Origin of the sequence: Pseudomonas rhizoryzae (assembly GCF_005250615.1) — a bacterium.
Lineage (GTDB): Bacteria > Pseudomonadota > Gammaproteobacteria > Pseudomonadales > Pseudomonadaceae > Chryseomonas > Chryseomonas rhizoryzae.
Map to the genome: position 1 here is coordinate 297392 of NZ_SULM01000001.1, position 14925 is coordinate 312316.

12 protein-coding genes are annotated in these 14925 nt (G+C 64.0%); 5 read left to right on the forward strand and 7 right to left on the reverse strand.

The window, feature by feature from the left end:
* The first annotated feature begins 169 nt into the window (after window positions 1-169).
* Window positions 170-2197: a TRAP transporter permease gene (locus tag FAZ11_RS01335; RefSeq protein ID WP_058772893.1), complete on the forward strand. Its 2028-nt coding sequence runs from the start codon at window positions 170-172 to the stop codon at window positions 2195-2197.
* A complete protein-coding gene (locus FAZ11_RS01340) occupies window positions 2194-2601 on the forward strand; it encodes a DUF1850 domain-containing protein (protein ID WP_058772894.1) in 408 nt (135 codons plus the stop codon). The genes FAZ11_RS01335 and FAZ11_RS01340 overlap by 4 nt, the downstream gene beginning before the upstream one ends.
* Window positions 2602-2610: 9 nt before the next feature.
* Here FAZ11_RS01340 and FAZ11_RS01345 read toward each other — a convergent pair whose 3' ends face one another.
* Window positions 2611-3333, reverse strand: coding sequence for a TrmH family RNA methyltransferase (locus FAZ11_RS01345; RefSeq protein WP_058772895.1), 723 nt, complete (start codon window positions 3331-3333; stop codon window positions 2611-2613).
* Complete coding sequence (locus FAZ11_RS01350) at window positions 3333-4982, reverse strand: NAD(P)/FAD-dependent oxidoreductase (RefSeq protein WP_058765294.1); 1650 nt, start codon at window positions 4980-4982, stop codon at window positions 3333-3335. Before FAZ11_RS01350 ends, FAZ11_RS01345 begins: the two co-directional genes overlap by 1 nt.
* Before the next feature lie 242 nt (window positions 4983-5224).
* Between FAZ11_RS01350 and rlmE the strand changes: the two genes are divergently transcribed.
* Together rlmE and FAZ11_RS01360 are read left to right on the forward strand one after the other, a co-directional pair.
* Complete coding sequence (rlmE, locus tag FAZ11_RS01355) at window positions 5225-5845, forward strand: 23S rRNA (uridine(2552)-2'-O)-methyltransferase RlmE (protein ID WP_058772896.1); 621 nt, start codon at window positions 5225-5227, stop codon at window positions 5843-5845.
* Between the two features lie 220 nt (window positions 5846-6065).
* Window positions 6066-6887, forward strand: coding sequence for a GIY-YIG nuclease family protein (locus FAZ11_RS01360; RefSeq protein ID WP_058765290.1), 822 nt, complete (start codon window positions 6066-6068; stop codon window positions 6885-6887).
* A gap of 392 nt (window positions 6888-7279) precedes the next feature.
* Here the strand turns inward: FAZ11_RS01360 and FAZ11_RS01365 are convergent, their stop codons facing one another.
* The 4 genes from FAZ11_RS01365 to FAZ11_RS01380 form a co-directional block, all read right to left on the reverse strand.
* The gene (locus FAZ11_RS01365; protein WP_058772897.1) at window positions 7280-7750 is read right to left on the reverse strand and encodes a chemotaxis protein CheW; all 471 of its coding nucleotides are present in this window, start codon (window positions 7748-7750) and stop codon (window positions 7280-7282) included.
* Complete coding sequence (locus FAZ11_RS01370; RefSeq protein WP_058772898.1) at window positions 7750-9390, reverse strand: methyl-accepting chemotaxis protein; 1641 nt, start codon at window positions 9388-9390, stop codon at window positions 7750-7752. The genes FAZ11_RS01365 and FAZ11_RS01370 overlap by 1 nt, the downstream gene beginning before the upstream one ends.
* Before the next feature lie 905 nt (window positions 9391-10295).
* Window positions 10296-10859: a DUF1993 domain-containing protein gene (locus tag FAZ11_RS01375; protein WP_058772899.1), complete on the reverse strand. Its 564-nt coding sequence runs from the start codon at window positions 10857-10859 to the stop codon at window positions 10296-10298.
* A gap of 91 nt (window positions 10860-10950) precedes the next feature.
* Window positions 10951-11583: a pyridoxamine 5'-phosphate oxidase family protein gene (locus tag FAZ11_RS01380; RefSeq protein ID WP_058772900.1), complete on the reverse strand. Its 633-nt coding sequence runs from the start codon at window positions 11581-11583 to the stop codon at window positions 10951-10953.
* A gap of 324 nt (window positions 11584-11907) precedes the next feature.
* Between FAZ11_RS01380 and FAZ11_RS01385 the strand changes: the two genes are divergently transcribed.
* Entirely contained in the window at window positions 11908-12612 is a 705-nt protein-coding gene (locus tag FAZ11_RS01385; protein ID WP_058765283.1) for a glutathione S-transferase family protein, read from the forward strand.
* 129 nt (window positions 12613-12741) lie between these two features.
* On the opposite strand, the gene FAZ11_RS01390 is transcribed toward FAZ11_RS01385, so the two are convergent.
* Window positions 12742-14757 (reverse strand): peptidase U32 family protein, encoded by a 2016-nt coding sequence (locus tag FAZ11_RS01390; protein WP_058767658.1) that lies wholly within the window; start codon window positions 14755-14757, stop codon window positions 12742-12744.
* Between the last annotated feature and the right edge of the window lie 168 nt (window positions 14758-14925).

Here is a 14925-nt window from a genome sequence, read left to right on the forward strand (position 1 = left end):
TGAGCGGAGCCATCCGCGCGCTTCACGCGAGGAGCGCGGGTGGATGCGCTCCGGCAGGCCTGCCGCAGGAACACCCGTAGCCCAGCGTTGCGACTGGAATCGGCGTCAAGGAGGGCGTCTCTGTCGGCGAAGCTGTCTCGCATCGAGGTAATCGTGAGGTTCGCATCCCATGAGTGAGCAGAACAACGGGTTGTCTGCCAATCCGTCCGATTGGCCAAAGGCGCTGTTCGCCGTCGCGCTGCTGTTTTCCATCTTCCAGATCGTCACCGCCGCCTTCCATCCGGTGTCGACCCAGGTGCTGCGCGCCGTGCACGTTGGCTTCCTGCTGCTGCTGGTATTCATCAGCTTTCCAGCGTTGGGCAAGGGACGCCCCTGGCAACCCCTGGCGTGGTTGCTGGGCCTGGCGGGTATGGCCACTGCCCTCTACCAGTGGTACTTCGAGGCGGATCTGATCCAGCGCTCGGGTGACCTGACCCGCACCGACATGATCGTCGGCCTGACCTTGATCGTGCTGGTATTCGAGGCCGCGCGCCGGGTCATGGGGATCGCCCTGCCGATCATCTGCGCGCTGTTCCTCGCCTATGGGTTGCTGGGCCAGTACCTGCCAGGGGAGCTGATGCACCGGGGCTATGGTCTCGACCAACTGGTCAACCAGCTGTCGTTCGGCACCGAGGGACTGTACGGCACGCCAACCTACGTATCGGCCACCTACATCTTTCTGTTCATCCTGTTTGGTGCCTTCCTCGAGCAGGCCGGGATGATCAGGCTGTTCACCGATTTCGCCATGGGCCTGTTCGGCCACAAGCTGGGTGGCCCGGCCAAGGTGTCGGTGGTGTCGTCCGCGTTGATGGGCACCATCACCGGCTCCGGCGTGGCCAATGTGGTCACCACCGGTCAGTTCACCATCCCGCTGATGAAGAGATTCGGCTATCGCGCGGCCTTCGCTGGCGGTGTCGAGGCCACCGCGTCGATGGGCAGTCAGATCATGCCGCCGATCATGGGGGCCGTGGCCTTCATCATGGCCGAGACCATCAACGTACCCTTCTTCGAGGTGGCCAAGGCCGCGCTGATCCCCGCGCTCCTGTATTTCGGCTCGGTGTTCTGGATGGTGCACCTGGAGGCCAAGCGGGCCAACCTGCGCGGTCTGCCCAAGGACGAATGTCCGAATCCCTGGAGGGCCGTGCGCGAGCGCTGGTTCCTGCTGATCCCCCTGGCCATTCTGGTCTATCTGCTGTTCTCCGGACGCACGCCGCTGTTCTCCGGCACCGTCGGCCTGGCCCTGACCGCCATGGTCATCCTCGGCTCGGCGATCATCCTGCAGGTGTCCTCCAAGGCCATGCGCTTCGCCTTCTGGATCGCCCTCGGGGTGCTCTGCGCCGGCTTCTTCCAGCTGGGCATCGGTATCGTCTTCGGCGTCATCGGCCTGCTCGTCGTGGCGTGCTGGTTCGTCAAGGGTGGCCGCGAGACCCTGACCCTGTGCCTGCATGCCCTGGTCGAAGGGGCGCGCCATGCGGTGCCGGTGGGTATCGCCTGCGCTCTGGTCGGAGTGATCATCGGTGTGGTGTCTCTGACCGGGGTGGCATCCACCTTCGCGGGCTACATCCTCGCCATCGGCCAGGACAACCTGTTCCTTTCCCTGGTGCTGACCATGCTCACCTGCCTGGTGCTGGGCATGGGCATCCCGACCATTCCCAACTACATCATCACCAGCTCCATCGCCGCCCCGGCGCTGCTGGATCTGGGAGTGCCGTTGATCGTCTCGCACATGTTCGTCTTCTACTTCGGCATCATGGCCGACCTCACACCGCCGGTGGCGCTGGCCTGCTTCGCCGCTGCGCCCATCGCCAAGGAGCGTGGCCTGAAGATCAGTCTATGGGCGGTACGGATCGCGGTGGCCGGCTTCGTCGTGCCCTTCATGGCCGTGTATTCGCCGGCGCTGATGCTGCAGGGTGGCAGCTTGCTGGCGACGCTCTATGTCGTCGGCAAGGCGGTGCTGGCCATCGGCCTGCTGGGAGCCATATTCACGGGCTATCTGCAGGTCCGGTTGCGCTGGTGGGAGCGCGTGCTGGGCTTCGCCGCCGGGTGCAGCCTGATCCTGGCCACGCCTGCCAGCGACGAGATCGGTTTCGCCCTTGGCGCTCTGTTCGTCGGCCAGCACCTGTGGCGTGCGCGGCGTGCCCAGGTGGCGACGGCGTGATCGGTCTGTGCCTGGGGATGGCCGGCGTGGTGTGGGCCTCGCTGCCCATGCCGGCTTTCACCCTGGCCTGGAATCACACCATCGAGAAGCTCCGCTGGGAGGAAGATTACCGCCTCACCGCCGAGGGCCTGGTGTTGGGCGAGGCGCGGGTCAAGGGCTCGGGCGCCGGGATGGAGATTCCCGAGGGCGCCGAGCTGCGTGACGGCAGCTGGCACTATCGGCGTCAGCTGCCGCCCTTGCAGCCCCTGCGCCTGGGGCGCACGCCCGAGGCCGGGGATTACCAGCTCTGCAGCGACCAGCGTTGTCGCCCCTTGAGCGACTGGCTCGGTCCGCCAACGGCGAGCCAGCCGGCGTTGGAACTCTGGAGTTGCGAGCAGGGCGCGCGCTCAGCTGACCCGGGTTAGCGCCGGACGCTACCGGCTCAACTCGTAGGCGCAGATGTTCACCGTCGCCGCCAGGTTCAGCGACTCGATGGCGCCTGAGCCGCCGATGGTGAAGGGCTGGGCATTCAAGGTTGCGAGTCGTTCACGGGGGACGCCGCGCGCTTCGTTGCCGAAGAGATAGCAGTCGAAGGTCTTGAACTCGGCCGACTGCACCGGCTCGCCCTGCATGTCCAGGCAGGCGAGGCGGGGGAAGCGCTCCGGCAAGCCATCGAGGTCGACATCCAGCTCCAGCGGCGTGTGGAAGATGGCGCCCATGCTGGCGCGGACCACCTTGGGGTTGTAGGGGTCGACGCTGCCCGGACTGAGCAGGCAGCGGAAGCCGCCGAACCAGGCCAGGGTGCGCAGGATGGTGCCCAGGTTGCCGGGGTCCTGGATCTCGTGCAGGTAGACGGCGCGCTCGCCTGCCACGGGGGCGGGCGCTGCCGAGGGCATGGGCACCACGGCGATGATGCCCTGCGGCGTCTTGGTATCGGCGAGCTGCGCCATCTGCCGGTCGCTGATCAGGTGTGTGCGGAACGGACTCTGCCAGTGCTCGTAGGCGCTGGTCACGTAAAGCTCCGCGCGTTGCAGCTGCGGATTCTGCAGCGCGGCCTTTTGCAGTTCGAGCGCCAAGTGCTCGCCCTCCACCAGAAAGTGACCGAACTCGGCGCGGTATTTCTTCTGGTGGAGTTTCTTGATGTCGTCGAGCTTCATCAGCCAGCGGCCCGGTTGAGCGGGGCGGTCAGCGCCTCGGCGTCCGCGAGCATCGACTTGGCCAGCGCCTCGGCCACCTTGATACCATCCACCCCTGCCGAGAGGATGCCGCCGGCATAACCGGCGCCTTCACCCGCGGGATAGAGGCCGCGCAGATTCAGGCTCTGCAGCGTTTCGTTGTCACGGGTGATGCGCACCGGCGAGGAGGTACGGGTTTCGATGCCGGTGAGGATGGCGTCATGGCGGTCGAAGCCGCGGATCTGCTTGCCGAAGGCGGGCAGGGCTTCACGGATGGCTTCGATGGCGTAGGCCGGCAGCGACGGCGCCAGGTCGCCCAGCAGCACGCCGGGCTTGTAGGAAGGCTCGACTTCACCGAATTCGGTGGAGGGCACGCCGCGAATGAAGTCACCGACCAACTGGCCGGGCGCGCAGTAGTCGCTGCCACCCAGCTCGTAGGCGCGCGATTCCAGGCGTTCCTGCAACTCGACGCCGGCCAGCGGATCGCCGGGGAAGTCCTGTTCGGGATTGATGCCCACCACGATGCCGGAGTTGGCGTTACGCTCGTTGCGCGAATATTGGCTCATGCCGTTGGTGACGACGCGGCCCGGCTCCGAGGTGGCGGCCACCACGGTGCCACCCGGGCACATGCAGAAGCTGTAGACGGCGCGACCATTCTTGGCGTGGTACACCAGCTTGTAGTCGGCGGCGCCGAGTTCCGGGTGGCCGGCGTACTTGCCCAGGCGGGCCTCATCGATCATGCCCTGGGGGTGTTCGATGCGGAAGCCGACGGCGAAGGGCTTGGCCTCGATATACACGCCCTGGCGGTGCAGCATACGGAAGGTGTCGCGGGAGCTGTGGCCCAGGGCGAGCACCACGTGGCGGCTGTGCAGGGTTTCGCCGTTGGCGAGTACCACGCCTTCGAGCTGGCCATCGTCGATCAACAGATCGGTCACCTTGCTCTCGAAGCGGACTTCGCCGCCGAGGGCGATGATCTCCTCACGCATGGCCGCCACCACGCCAGTGAGGCGGAAGGTACCGATGTGCGGCTTGCTGACGTAGAGGATCTCTTCCGGCGCGCCGGCGCGGACGAATTCGTGCATCACCTTGCGGGCGTAGAACTTCGGGTCCTTGATCTGGCTGTAGAGCTTGCCATCGGAAAACAGCCCGGCACCGCCTTCGCCGAATTGCACGTTGGATTCGGGCGTCAGCACCTTCTTGCGCCACAGCGCCCAGGTGTCCTTGGTGCGGCTGCGCACATCCTTGCCGCGTTCGAGCACGATGGGCTTGAAGCCCATCTGGGCCAGCAGCAGGGCGGCGAACAGGCCGCAGGGGCCAAAGCCCACCACCAGCGGGCGCTCGGTCAGCGTCGCCGGGGCCTGGCCGACCGGGTAATAGCCGGTGTCCGGTGCCGGGCGGACCTGCAGATCGTCGGCGAAGCGCGCCAGCACCGCCGCCTCGTCGCGCACTTCCAGATCGATGATGTAGATGAAGAGGATGACGCTGTTCTTCTTGCGCGCATCGTAGCTGCGCTTGAACACGGTGAAGTTCAGCAGATCGGCGTCGCGCAGCTTCAGGCGAGCGACGATGGCCTGGCGCAGTTCGGCGGGGCTGTGATCGAGCGGCAGGGACAGTTCGTTGATGCGAATCATGACAATAATCCTGGCCGGTGACTCCGGCAAAGGAGAGAGGAGAAGGGGAAGGGCGGCGATTGTACCCGTCGTCTCCGGTGCTGTCAGGCCGCGACGATGGGCGCTCGCGCGGCCCGTCCAGCGGTCGCCTCGGTGATCCCTGATTCGTCCCGCGGCGTTATCGGCTTATAATCGCCGCCACTTCGCGGCCGGCCGGCTTGGTTTGCGTCCGCTTCTCTCCCGATTTCCGTGGTAGCTCCAACATGAAACGATCCAAAAGCAGCCGTCGCTGGCTGGATGAACACGTCAACGATCCCTTCGTGAAACGCGCTCAGAAAGACGGCCTGCGCTCGCGCTCCAGCTACAAGCTGATCGAGCTCAACGAGAAGGACAAACTGATCCGTCCCGGCATGCTGGTCATGGACCTGGGCTCGGCCCCCGGCGGCTGGTCGCAGGTGGCCGGCGGCATCGTCGGCGACCAGGGCCGCGTGGTGGCGACCGACATCCTGCCGATGGGCGCGCTGGATAACGTCGACTTCGTCCAGGGTGACTTCACCGACGACGCCGTCTTCCAGAAGATCCTCGGCGTGCTCGATGGTCGGCAACCCGATCTGATCGTGTCCGACATCGCCCCCAACATCAGTGGTGTCGCGGCGGCCGACCAGGCCGCGGCCATGTACCTGGTCGAGCTGACCCTCGACATGGTGCGCCAGGTGCTCAAGCCGGGCGGCAACTACGTGGTCAAGGTGTTCCAGGGCGAAGGCTCCGATGACTTCCTCAAGGACGTGCGCACCTCCTTCGAGAAGGTGTCGATCCGCAAGCCCGAAGCCTCGCGCCCGCGCTCGCGCGAGGTCTATCTGGTGGGCAGGGGATTCAAGGGCTGAGGCAACCCCGCTTCCTTCGGCTCGATTCGCCGTTCACACCTCTTCACCTCGGATGGAACCGGGATGGCCGGGCACTCGATGGCCACTTGCGCCGTAGTGAACCCTGACCTCTTGTACGGTCGAGTCTGAAACGGATTCGTTGCAATGGCACGAATCGACCGCCCGAGCGCCTGGATCGGCGTTGTGGGCACCTCTTACCCTATGTGCAATGGAAGGCGACATGCTGCTGTTCGATCTACTCACGCTCTGGGAACCTGGCTTCACTGCCGAGAACGCCAAGGTTCACCTTGCACGGCACAACGGTAAGGAACACCCGCTGGACGTCTTTCTCGAGGGGCGATTCGACGCCTGGCAATCCTGGCAGACGCAGCGCAATTTCCAGAAGGAGTTTGTCGTCTCGTTGATACAGGCCGGTCGTCCGACGCGTTGGTTGTTTGCCGGACTGTTCCGCAAGATTGGCAGTACTTCACACACCGAGCCCCGCCCGCACTACCTCTATGAGCTCGAACGGATAGAGGCAGCCGAGGAGTGGGTAGGTCGACTCTATTTGGACAGCCAGTATAAAGAGCGCCATTCCTATCCGCTTGGTACGACCCTGGCCGCCGACTTGGTTGTCAGCGAGCTGCTATCCAAGCGGCTGACCATCGGCGACTTCCCGGGCTATAAGTCCGTTAATTTGACGAAGGAGCATCTCGATATTGTGGTGCGCCAAGACGTTTCGACGTGGCGATCCGCCTTATCCAGCGTCAAAGGCATCTACCTGATCACCGACAGCGCCACAGGGAAGCTTTATGTCGGCAAAGCTGACGGGGAAGACGGGATATGGGGACGCTGGTGCACCTATGCCGCCACTACGCACGGGGGCAATGTCGCTCTGAGGCAGGAATTCGGAATCGAGGCAGTCCCGGAGCGGAAATATGATCTTCGATTCTCGATACTGGAAATCACCGACCTCCATGCAATGAGTTCCGAAATATCGGCGCGGGAAAATCATTGGAAGGAAGTATTGTTGACCCGCTTGCATGGCTACAACCGGAATTAGGTCCGTACGTCACTGAATTAAAAAAAGCCATGAGTGCTCGTCATGGTGCCTATCCGCGCGGGGGGCAGGTGGAAGCTGCTGGCTCCGGGCAGCTCGGTCAGTGAGGTCGGTACCGCGGAGATGTGCGCACCACGGTCACCTGGCCGAGAGGTGAGCTACGGTCGAGTTCGGCGGGGCGCCTGAGCTTGAAGTCGGTACGGTGACCGGCGTTCAACAGGTTGGCCTACGGACAGTAGCGCGCAGCAAGTGCATCGACACCGGTAGCGCTGGGCGCACTGCCGTAGTCGGTTAAAGACGAGACGACCGCCCACCTTACAGCCGCGCCCTGTTCTGGCTATCGCGGGCGGCCTGACGCCAAAGCGCCAAGGCTATCCGGCGCCGGAGACTTGGGGTCAGGCAGCTGTTGCAGCAGCGAGCTGAGTGAGTTCGTCTTCACCCAGCACCCGTTCCATGTCGAGCAGGACGACGAAGCCCGCGCCCTGCCTGGTCATGCCCGAGATGTAGTCGGTGCGGATCGAGGCCCCGAAGCGTGGGGCCGGCTCGATGCCGTCGGCGGCGATCTCCAGCACCTCGCAGACGGCGTCGACGACGATGCCGAACAACTGGGTCACGCCGTGGACCTGGGTTTCCAGGACCACGATGCAACTGCGCCTCGAGGTCTCGGTCACCTGGTCATGAAAGCGCACCCCGAGGTCCATCACCGGTACGGCGGCACCGCGCAGGTTGATGACGCCGCGCAGCGCGGGCGGCAGCAGGGGCACCGTCGTGACCGCGCCATACTCGATGATCTCCCGCACGCAGCCGGTATTCACCCCATAGCGCTCGTTGCCGAGCTGGAAGATGAGGAACTGACGGGACAGCATCAGGCGTGCTCCTCGAAACGGGCGAAGCCGGCTGGCACGCCGCCCGCAGGGGCGCGCCGCGCGGTGTCCAGCGACGATGCCGGCTTCGAGCGCTTGGGTGCGGCGGCCTCCAGTGGTTTCACGGCGGATGAGCTGCTGAGGGTGAAGAATTCCATCAGTTGCTGAAGCTGCTCGGCCTGGCTGCTCATCTCTTCGGCGGTAGCGGCCAGTTCCTCGGACGCCGAGGCGTTCTGCTGGGTGACCTGGCTCAGTTGCAGCATGGCGCTGTTGATCTGCCCGACGCCGGCACTCTGTTCTTCCGAGGCGGCGGTGATTTCCTGCACCAGGTCGGAGGTCTTGTTGATCGAGGGCACCATCTCGTCCAGCAAGGAGCCGGCGCGTTCGGCCAGGGCCACGCTGCCCTGGGCGACGTTGCCGATCTCCTGGGCGGCGACCTGGCTGCGTTCCGCCAGCTTGCGTACCTCGGCGGCCACCACGGCGAAGCCCTTGCCATGCTCGCCGGCCCGGGCCGCTTCGATGGCCGCATTGAGCGCCAGCAGATTGGTCTGGTAGGCGATGTCGTCGATGATGCCGATCTTGTCGGCGATGGTCTTCATGGCGGTCAGAGTCTGGCCCACTGCCTGGCCCCCTTCGTTCGCCTCGCTCGCGGCCTTGCCGGCCATGCCATCGGTGACCTTGGCGTTCTCGGTGTTCTGGGCGATGGAGGCCGACATCTGCTCGACGCTGGCGCTGGTTTCCTCCACGGAAGCCGCCTGCTCGGTGCTGGCCTGGCTGATGCTCTGGGCGGTGGCGGAGATCTCTTCCGAGGCACTGGCCAGGCCATCGGAGGCGCTGCGTACGTCGCTGATGATCTGCGCCAGGCGCTGGCTCATGCCGTCCATGGCCCGTAGCAGCGCGGCGGTCTCGTCGCGACCTTCGGCGGCGATGCGCTGGGTCAGGTCGCCGGCGGCCAGGCGATCGGCAACGGCCACGGCAGCGCCTAGTGGCCGGGTGATGCTGCGACTCATCAGGAAGCCGAGCAGGATGCCGAAGGCCACCCCGAGGGCGATGATGCCGATCAGCGTCACGCGGCTGCGCTCATAGAGCTGGTCGGTCAGGTCGTTGGCGTCGCTGGCGTTCTGCTCCTTGCGCTTGGACAGCTCGTCCATCAGCGTACCCACCTGGTCGCCATAGTGCCGCACGCTGGCGAGTTGGTCGTCCAGCACCGGATTGGCCTCACGCAGCGGCTGCTCACGGGCGATCGCCATGGCTTGATCCAGGCGGTTGGCATAGCTGTTGAGCAGTTCGTCGATCTGCCGGAAGTTGTTCGCCGAGGCCTCACTGGTGAACAGCGGTCGGGCCTTGGCCAGATAATCCCGCACGTTCGCCAGCCCCTGTTTGACTTCCGCCTGGGCGCGGGTGCGGTCTTCGTCAGTGGTGGCGAGCAGGTAGTTGCCGCGGGCACGGCCTATGACGACGAGGTTCAGATTGGCTTCCTTGATATAGGAAAGCCCGAGCAATTCGCGCTGATAGAGTTGCGTCGCCAGATCGTTGATCTGACCACTGTTATTGAGTCCTACCATCCCGACCACCAGGCTGATAGCCGCCACGGCGATAAAGGACACGATGAGACGAGTGCCAATCCGGAAATTCTTGAACATCTGAAGCTCCTACTGAGAAAGGCTGATGATCAAGATCAGCCAAAACCGACGGCGAGATAGCGGCGTCAATAGTCAGTCTTTCGGATTGGGGAATTTTAAATTTATAGTGGCCTTATGCCACGGGGATGAATGGCAACTACTTATCGAAGTTATGCTGAGTTGTCCTGATAAAGATTTTTGCGATAGCGGTGAGCGTCTGCGCGAATCTCACGGAGCTCAAGCCATGTGCGGTGCCATACCTCTGGAGGGCAATCCGGGCGCGGCTTTGGGCGTCATGCTCCTGGTCTGGAAGCCAACATGGGCGTGCCGAACTCCCCGCAGGTCAATTTATGGAGTAATAGAGGGGAGACTGCCAATCACTGTCGAAAGTTTGAAAGTTCGCAGGCGGTGGGTAATGTGTTGAGTGGTTTTAAGATTGGGGTGGATAGAGTCGCTACTTATTAAAAATCGAAAATAATGAAACTGCGAAGTGCAGTCCTAGAGCAGTTCGCCGCCGAGGCGATATGCTTGGCTATCGCACCTGAAATAAATTGTCCCGCGGGGAGATTGATCGGGCTTTGCTGGAAGATCTTAGGACCTCCTTCATTCTGCAAGAGGGTTTTGACCAACCTTGGTCAGTTGTCAGTGTTGCTGTTTAACGCTGGTGAAGACTGACACACGCTCGGAGTATCGCGGAGGGGCACGTCCAAGCATTCAGCCGTCGCGACCTGGCGCGCCCAGCGAACGGCGACCGTATCTTCATCGAGGAGGGTGACCGGAAAGCCGGGCCGGCCCATTTCCTAGTGCAGTTCCTTGCGAATGGGCGCGAGGTCATTGGCATTGGCCCAATAGACGTCCAGGCAGAGCCCCAGGTAGCGACCGCCCTGGTCCAACTCGGGCGTCACCTGGGTGTGTTGAGGGCTGGCTCATGCAGGCGCGGCGGCAGGGCGCAGGTAGGGCAGCATATGGGCGACGTAGTCGGTCTTGCCCAGCTCCACGCCTTGCGCCCGCAGGATGGCGTAGGCCGTCATCACATGGAAGTAGAACTGCGACAGCGCCCAATCGCGTACGTATTGCTCCGCCGAGAAATCGAACACCAGGCCCTGCGGCAGTTCATGGGCCAGGGGCGTTCCCTCGGCGACCGGTGACTGTTCAGCCACCGTGCGCTCTACCACTACCAGCGTTTCGCTGATCCGCGCCCGCGCCTGGGCGAGCGTGCCAGGCTGCTCGGCGCCGTGGCGGCCCTCATCGAGCAGGGTCGTCAGCGAGGGCGGAAAGGGCTGGCCATGCAGGCGGAAAATGCCTTCCTGGGCCTGGACGCAGGCAAAGCGGATTTGGGTGGCGAGCGGGAACATGTCGGGCGCCAGGCGCGCCACCAGTAGCGCCTCGGCGGCACCGCCGGGTCGCTGCGCCTCTGCCTTGTCGAGCCAGGTCGACAAGGCCTGGAGCATGTTGGTGTAGGTGGGAACGAGGATATCGGTGAGCGTCATGGCAGGTTCTCGAGAACTGAAGGGGGAGTTGGTCTGCTCAGCCGCAGGCGCCGGTGGGGAAGACCGTCGGGTGGGGCAGACTCATAGGGCCTTAGTAGAGCGTATTGGCGATGCGTTGCGGCAAGGCCTGGTCGTACGCCTCGCCATCCACCTGCGTCGGGCACAGCTGCTTGAAGATCGCGCCGGGGGAGGGTAGTGCACTGCGTGCCAGGTGCTTGGAGGCATCCCATAGGCCAGCCCTGATCACCGCTCGGCTGCACTGAAAATAGACGCTGGTGACGCTGACTTCCAGCACCGTTCGCGGTCTTTGGCCATTGACCTCGAAGCGCGCCAGCAAGGCCGGATCGACCGCTATCCGGGCAGTGCCGTTGACGCGCAGGGTCTCGCCAATACCGGGAATCAGAAACAGCAGGGCCACCCTCGGGTCCTGGACGATATTGCGCAGCGTATCCAGGCGATTGTTGCCACGGCGGTCGGGCAGATACAGCGTCTTGGCGTCGTGAACCTGGACGAATCCCGGCGCATCGCCACGCGGAGAGGCATCCAGCCCCTGAGATCCTGAAGAAGCCAGGACCACGAAGGACGCCGCCTCGATGAACGGCTGGTAGGCGGGATGGATGTGATCGACCTCTTTGAGCAGCGACGGTGCTGCGACCTGACCATAGAGGCTTTCCAGTGCCTGGATCGTAGTGATGTAGTCCTGCTTTTGCTGGTCCTGCTCCATGCATGGCTCCTGGCTTGATGGGGTCTGCGCGCCCCTCGTTACAGGTTGCATGCCTGTGCTCTTCAGGTTCGACGGCTAAAGGGGCATGCTGAACTGTAGCCGATACGGACGACGACAGCCTGGAACCAGGACGCGCTCCGGTGTCGGCGCGCCACGCCAAGGGCGTCTGCCCGCCGTGCGAATAGTCCGTTGGACGAGCAAAGCGCAGTCGACCTTATACTCATGGCGCTTTGCAGCTGTCCCAGAAGACCCGGCAGGCGAATGCGCCTGACCCGGCAATCACCCGAGAACCCCCCCGTTGGTTAACCAGGAGAAGACACCCCGATGACCACGCCGCTACGCCTGTACGAATTGACCGGTGCCGATGACAGCTGCCGCTTCAGCCCCTATTGCTGGCGCGTGCGGCTGGCGCTCGCCCATAAGGGGCTGCCAGTCGAAACCCTTGCCTGGCGCTTCCATGAGAAGGAGGCCATTGCCTTTTCCGGACAGGGCAAGGTACCGGTGCTGGTCGACGGCGAGCAGTGGGTGAGCGACAGCTGGGCCATCGCCGAGTACCTGGATCGCCAATACCCCGAGCGGCCCTCGCTGCTGGGCGATACCTCGCTCAAGGCGCTGACGCGCTTCATCAATCAGTGGGTCGCCGAGAGTGTCCATCCGGCGCTGGCGCGGTTGATCCTGCCCGATGTCCATGCCGTGCTGGATGAGGCCGACCAGGACTATTTCAAGCGGACCCGAGAGGCGGCGTTCGGGGTGTCACTGGAGGCCCTGGCCGCGCAGCGCGATAGCTCGCTGCAGGCATTTCGCGAGGTCCTGAAGCCGCTGCGCAGCACCCTGGCACTGCAGGACTACCTGGCCGGTGATGCCCCGGCCTATGCCGATCACATCGTCTTTGGCGCCTTCCAATGGGCCCGGGTCGTCAGCAGGCAACCACTATTGTCCCCGGACGATTCCATCACTGGCTGGTGCGAGCGGATGCTCGATGCCTACGACGGGGTTGCCCGGCAGACACCGGCGGCAGCTGAACGCTAGCCGAGTCGAGCTGGCGGCTCGCGATTTTGCGATTTCGCGAGCCGCCGCCTAGCCAGAGGTGCGCAACTACACCGCTACGAGCAGGCCAGCGACATCAACCAAGGCCGGATTCGCAGAACCTTTCAGGGCTCAGTGGCTATACCCGGTCGGTTTGTTGCGGATGGTCTTGAGCAGGTCTTCCGGGCTGATGCTGGCGACCGCCTTGGCCGCGGCCTGGCTGCCCGGTAGCGGTAGGTCGAGGATATGGCCCTTCATCTTGCCGACCACGTGCATCTCGCAGGGTTTGCAGTCGAACTTCAGGGTCAGCACCTCGTCGCCATGGACCAACTGCATGGGCGCGACCTTGGTGCGCACCCCGGTGACGCCCTTGGCCTGCTTGGGGCAGAGGTTGAAGGAGAAGCGCAGGCAGTGCTTGGTGATCATCACCGGCACCTCGCCTGGCTCTTCGTGGGCCTCGTAGGCGGCGTCGATCAGTTGCACGCCATGGCGATGATAGAAGTCGCGGGCCTTCTGGTTGTAGACGTTGTAGAGGAACGACAGGTGTGCCTCGGGATAGACCGGCGGCGGACTGGTCTCGGCCTTGCGGCTGCCGCGCGGATGGGCGGCGATGCGGGCGGCGGTCAGCTGCTCGATGGCCTCGCGGCGCAGCGCCTTGAGTTGCGAATTGGGCACGAAGAAGGCCTGGGGGGCGTCCAGGACCACGTCCAGGGCGTGGTACTCGGTGGTGCCCAGTTGCGTCAGCAGATCGCGCAGGCCGTCCAGTGCCTGTTCCGGCTTATTGGCCACGCCAAAGGGGCCAGCCAGGGCGACCTCGACACTCACGCCTTCCTCGCTGGTGGCGGTCAGGCTTAGGCGCTCTTCGCGCAGCTCGGCCTGCCAACGTACGCCGATACGGCGCTCGGCGCTGGTCTTGAGCAGCGCCTGCTGCCAGTTGTGGTCCAGGTTGCGCGAGAGCGGATGGTTCGGCCGCAGGCGGAACAGCCCCTCGGGCATCTCGTTGGGCTCGACGCGATAGCGGTAGCGCTTCTCACCGTCCTCTTCGAATTCTCCTTTCAGTTCGGCGACATTGGCACGGAAGCCCACCACCTCGCGCTTGACCAGCACATTGAGGCCGTCGCCATTGGACAGCGGCTCCTGGGTGACGGCGATCAGGTCGCGCTTGTTGACCTTTTCCACCTGGCCGACCGGCAGACCGGTAAAGGTCGGCGAATCGAAGGCGCCGATATCGATCTTGCGGTCGGTAACGAAGTAGTCGGTGCTGCCGCGGTGGAAGGTCTTGTCCGGATCGGGCACGAAGAAGTGCGCGGTGCGGCCGCTGGAGGCGCGCGCCAGGTCGCTGCGGTCTTCGAGGATCTCGTCGAGCAGCTGGCGATAGTAGGCGGTGATGTTCTTCACGTAGCCCACATCCTTGTAGCGCCCCTCGATCTTGAAGGAACGCACCCCGGCCTCGACCAGGACGCGCAGATTGGCGCTCTGGTTGTTGTCCTTCATCGACAGCAGGTGCTTCTCGTAGGCGATCACTCCGCCTTTTTCGTCCTTGAGGGTGTAGGGCAGGCGGCAGGCCTGGGAACAGTCGCCACGGTTGGCGCTGCGGCCGGTCTGGGCATGGGAGATGTTGCACTGGCCGGAGAAGGCCACGCACAGGGCGCCATGGATGAAGAATTCGATGGCCGCCTCGGTCTCGGCGGCGATGGCCGCGATTTCCTTGAGGTTCAGCTCGCGGGCCAGCACCAGTTGGGAAAAGCCGGCCTGGTCGAGAAACTTGGCCCGGCCCAGGGTGCGGATATCCGTCTGGGTACTGGCGTGCAACTCGATCGGCGGAATATCCAGCTCCAGCACGCCCATGTCCTGCACGATCAGCGCATCCACGCCCGCGTCGTAGAGCTGATGGATCAGCTTGCGCGCCGGCTCCAGCTCGTCGTCATGCAGAATGGTGTTGATGGTGGTGAACACCCGCGCATGGTAGCGCCGGGCGAAAGTCACCAGCTCGGCGATCTCGCTCACCTCATTGCAGGCATTGTGCCGCGCGCCAAAGCTCGGCCCACCAATGTAGACGGCATCCGCCCCATGCAGGATGGCCTCCCGCGCGATCCCGACATCGCGGGCAGGGCTGAGCAATTCCAGATGGTGCTTGGGCAGGGACATGGCGGTTCTTCTCGATCAGGTGGGGCACGGCAGGGTGGGTATTGTAGCGGGGGTGGGGGAGGAGGGCACGTGTGGGGGCTGGGTGGTTGCCGGTGGGATGGTAAGTCAGTAAAGCATCACCACCTAAAGCCCGTACGAGTTACGCCTGCTTATAGAATAAGTGAGATA

Bases quoted from the DNA above. Each gene is read 5' to 3' on its own strand.
- FAZ11_RS01375 (WP_058772899.1), bottom strand. From the start codon at position 10,859: ATGACGCTCACCGATATCCTCGTTCCCACCTACACCAACATGCTCCAG.
- FAZ11_RS01385 (WP_058765283.1), top strand. From the start codon at position 11,908: ATGACCACGCCGCTACGCCTGTACGAATTGACCGGTGCCGATGACAGC.
- FAZ11_RS01350 (WP_058765294.1), bottom strand. From the start codon at position 4,982: ATGATTCGCATCAACGAACTGTCCCTGCCGCTCGATCACAGCCCCGCC.
- rlmE (WP_058772896.1), top strand. From the start codon at position 5,225: ATGAAACGATCCAAAAGCAGCCGTCGCTGGCTGGATGAACACGTCAAC.
- FAZ11_RS01370 (WP_058772898.1), bottom strand. From the start codon at position 9,390: ATGTTCAAGAATTTCCGGATTGGCACTCGTCTCATCGTGTCCTTTATC.
- FAZ11_RS01380 (WP_058772900.1), bottom strand. From the start codon at position 11,583: ATGGAGCAGGACCAGCAAAAGCAGGACTACATCACTACGATCCAGGCA.
- FAZ11_RS01360 (WP_058765290.1), top strand. From the start codon at position 6,066: ATGCTGCTGTTCGATCTACTCACGCTCTGGGAACCTGGCTTCACTGCC.
- FAZ11_RS01365 (WP_058772897.1), bottom strand. From the start codon at position 7,750: ATGCTGTCCCGTCAGTTCCTCATCTTCCAGCTCGGCAACGAGCGCTAT.
- FAZ11_RS01390 (WP_058767658.1), bottom strand. From the start codon at position 14,757: ATGTCCCTGCCCAAGCACCATCTGGAATTGCTCAGCCCTGCCCGCGAT.
- FAZ11_RS01345 (WP_058772895.1), bottom strand. From the start codon at position 3,333: ATGAAGCTCGACGACATCAAGAAACTCCACCAGAAGAAATACCGCGCC.
- FAZ11_RS01335 (WP_058772893.1), top strand. From the start codon at position 170: ATGAGTGAGCAGAACAACGGGTTGTCTGCCAATCCGTCCGATTGGCCA.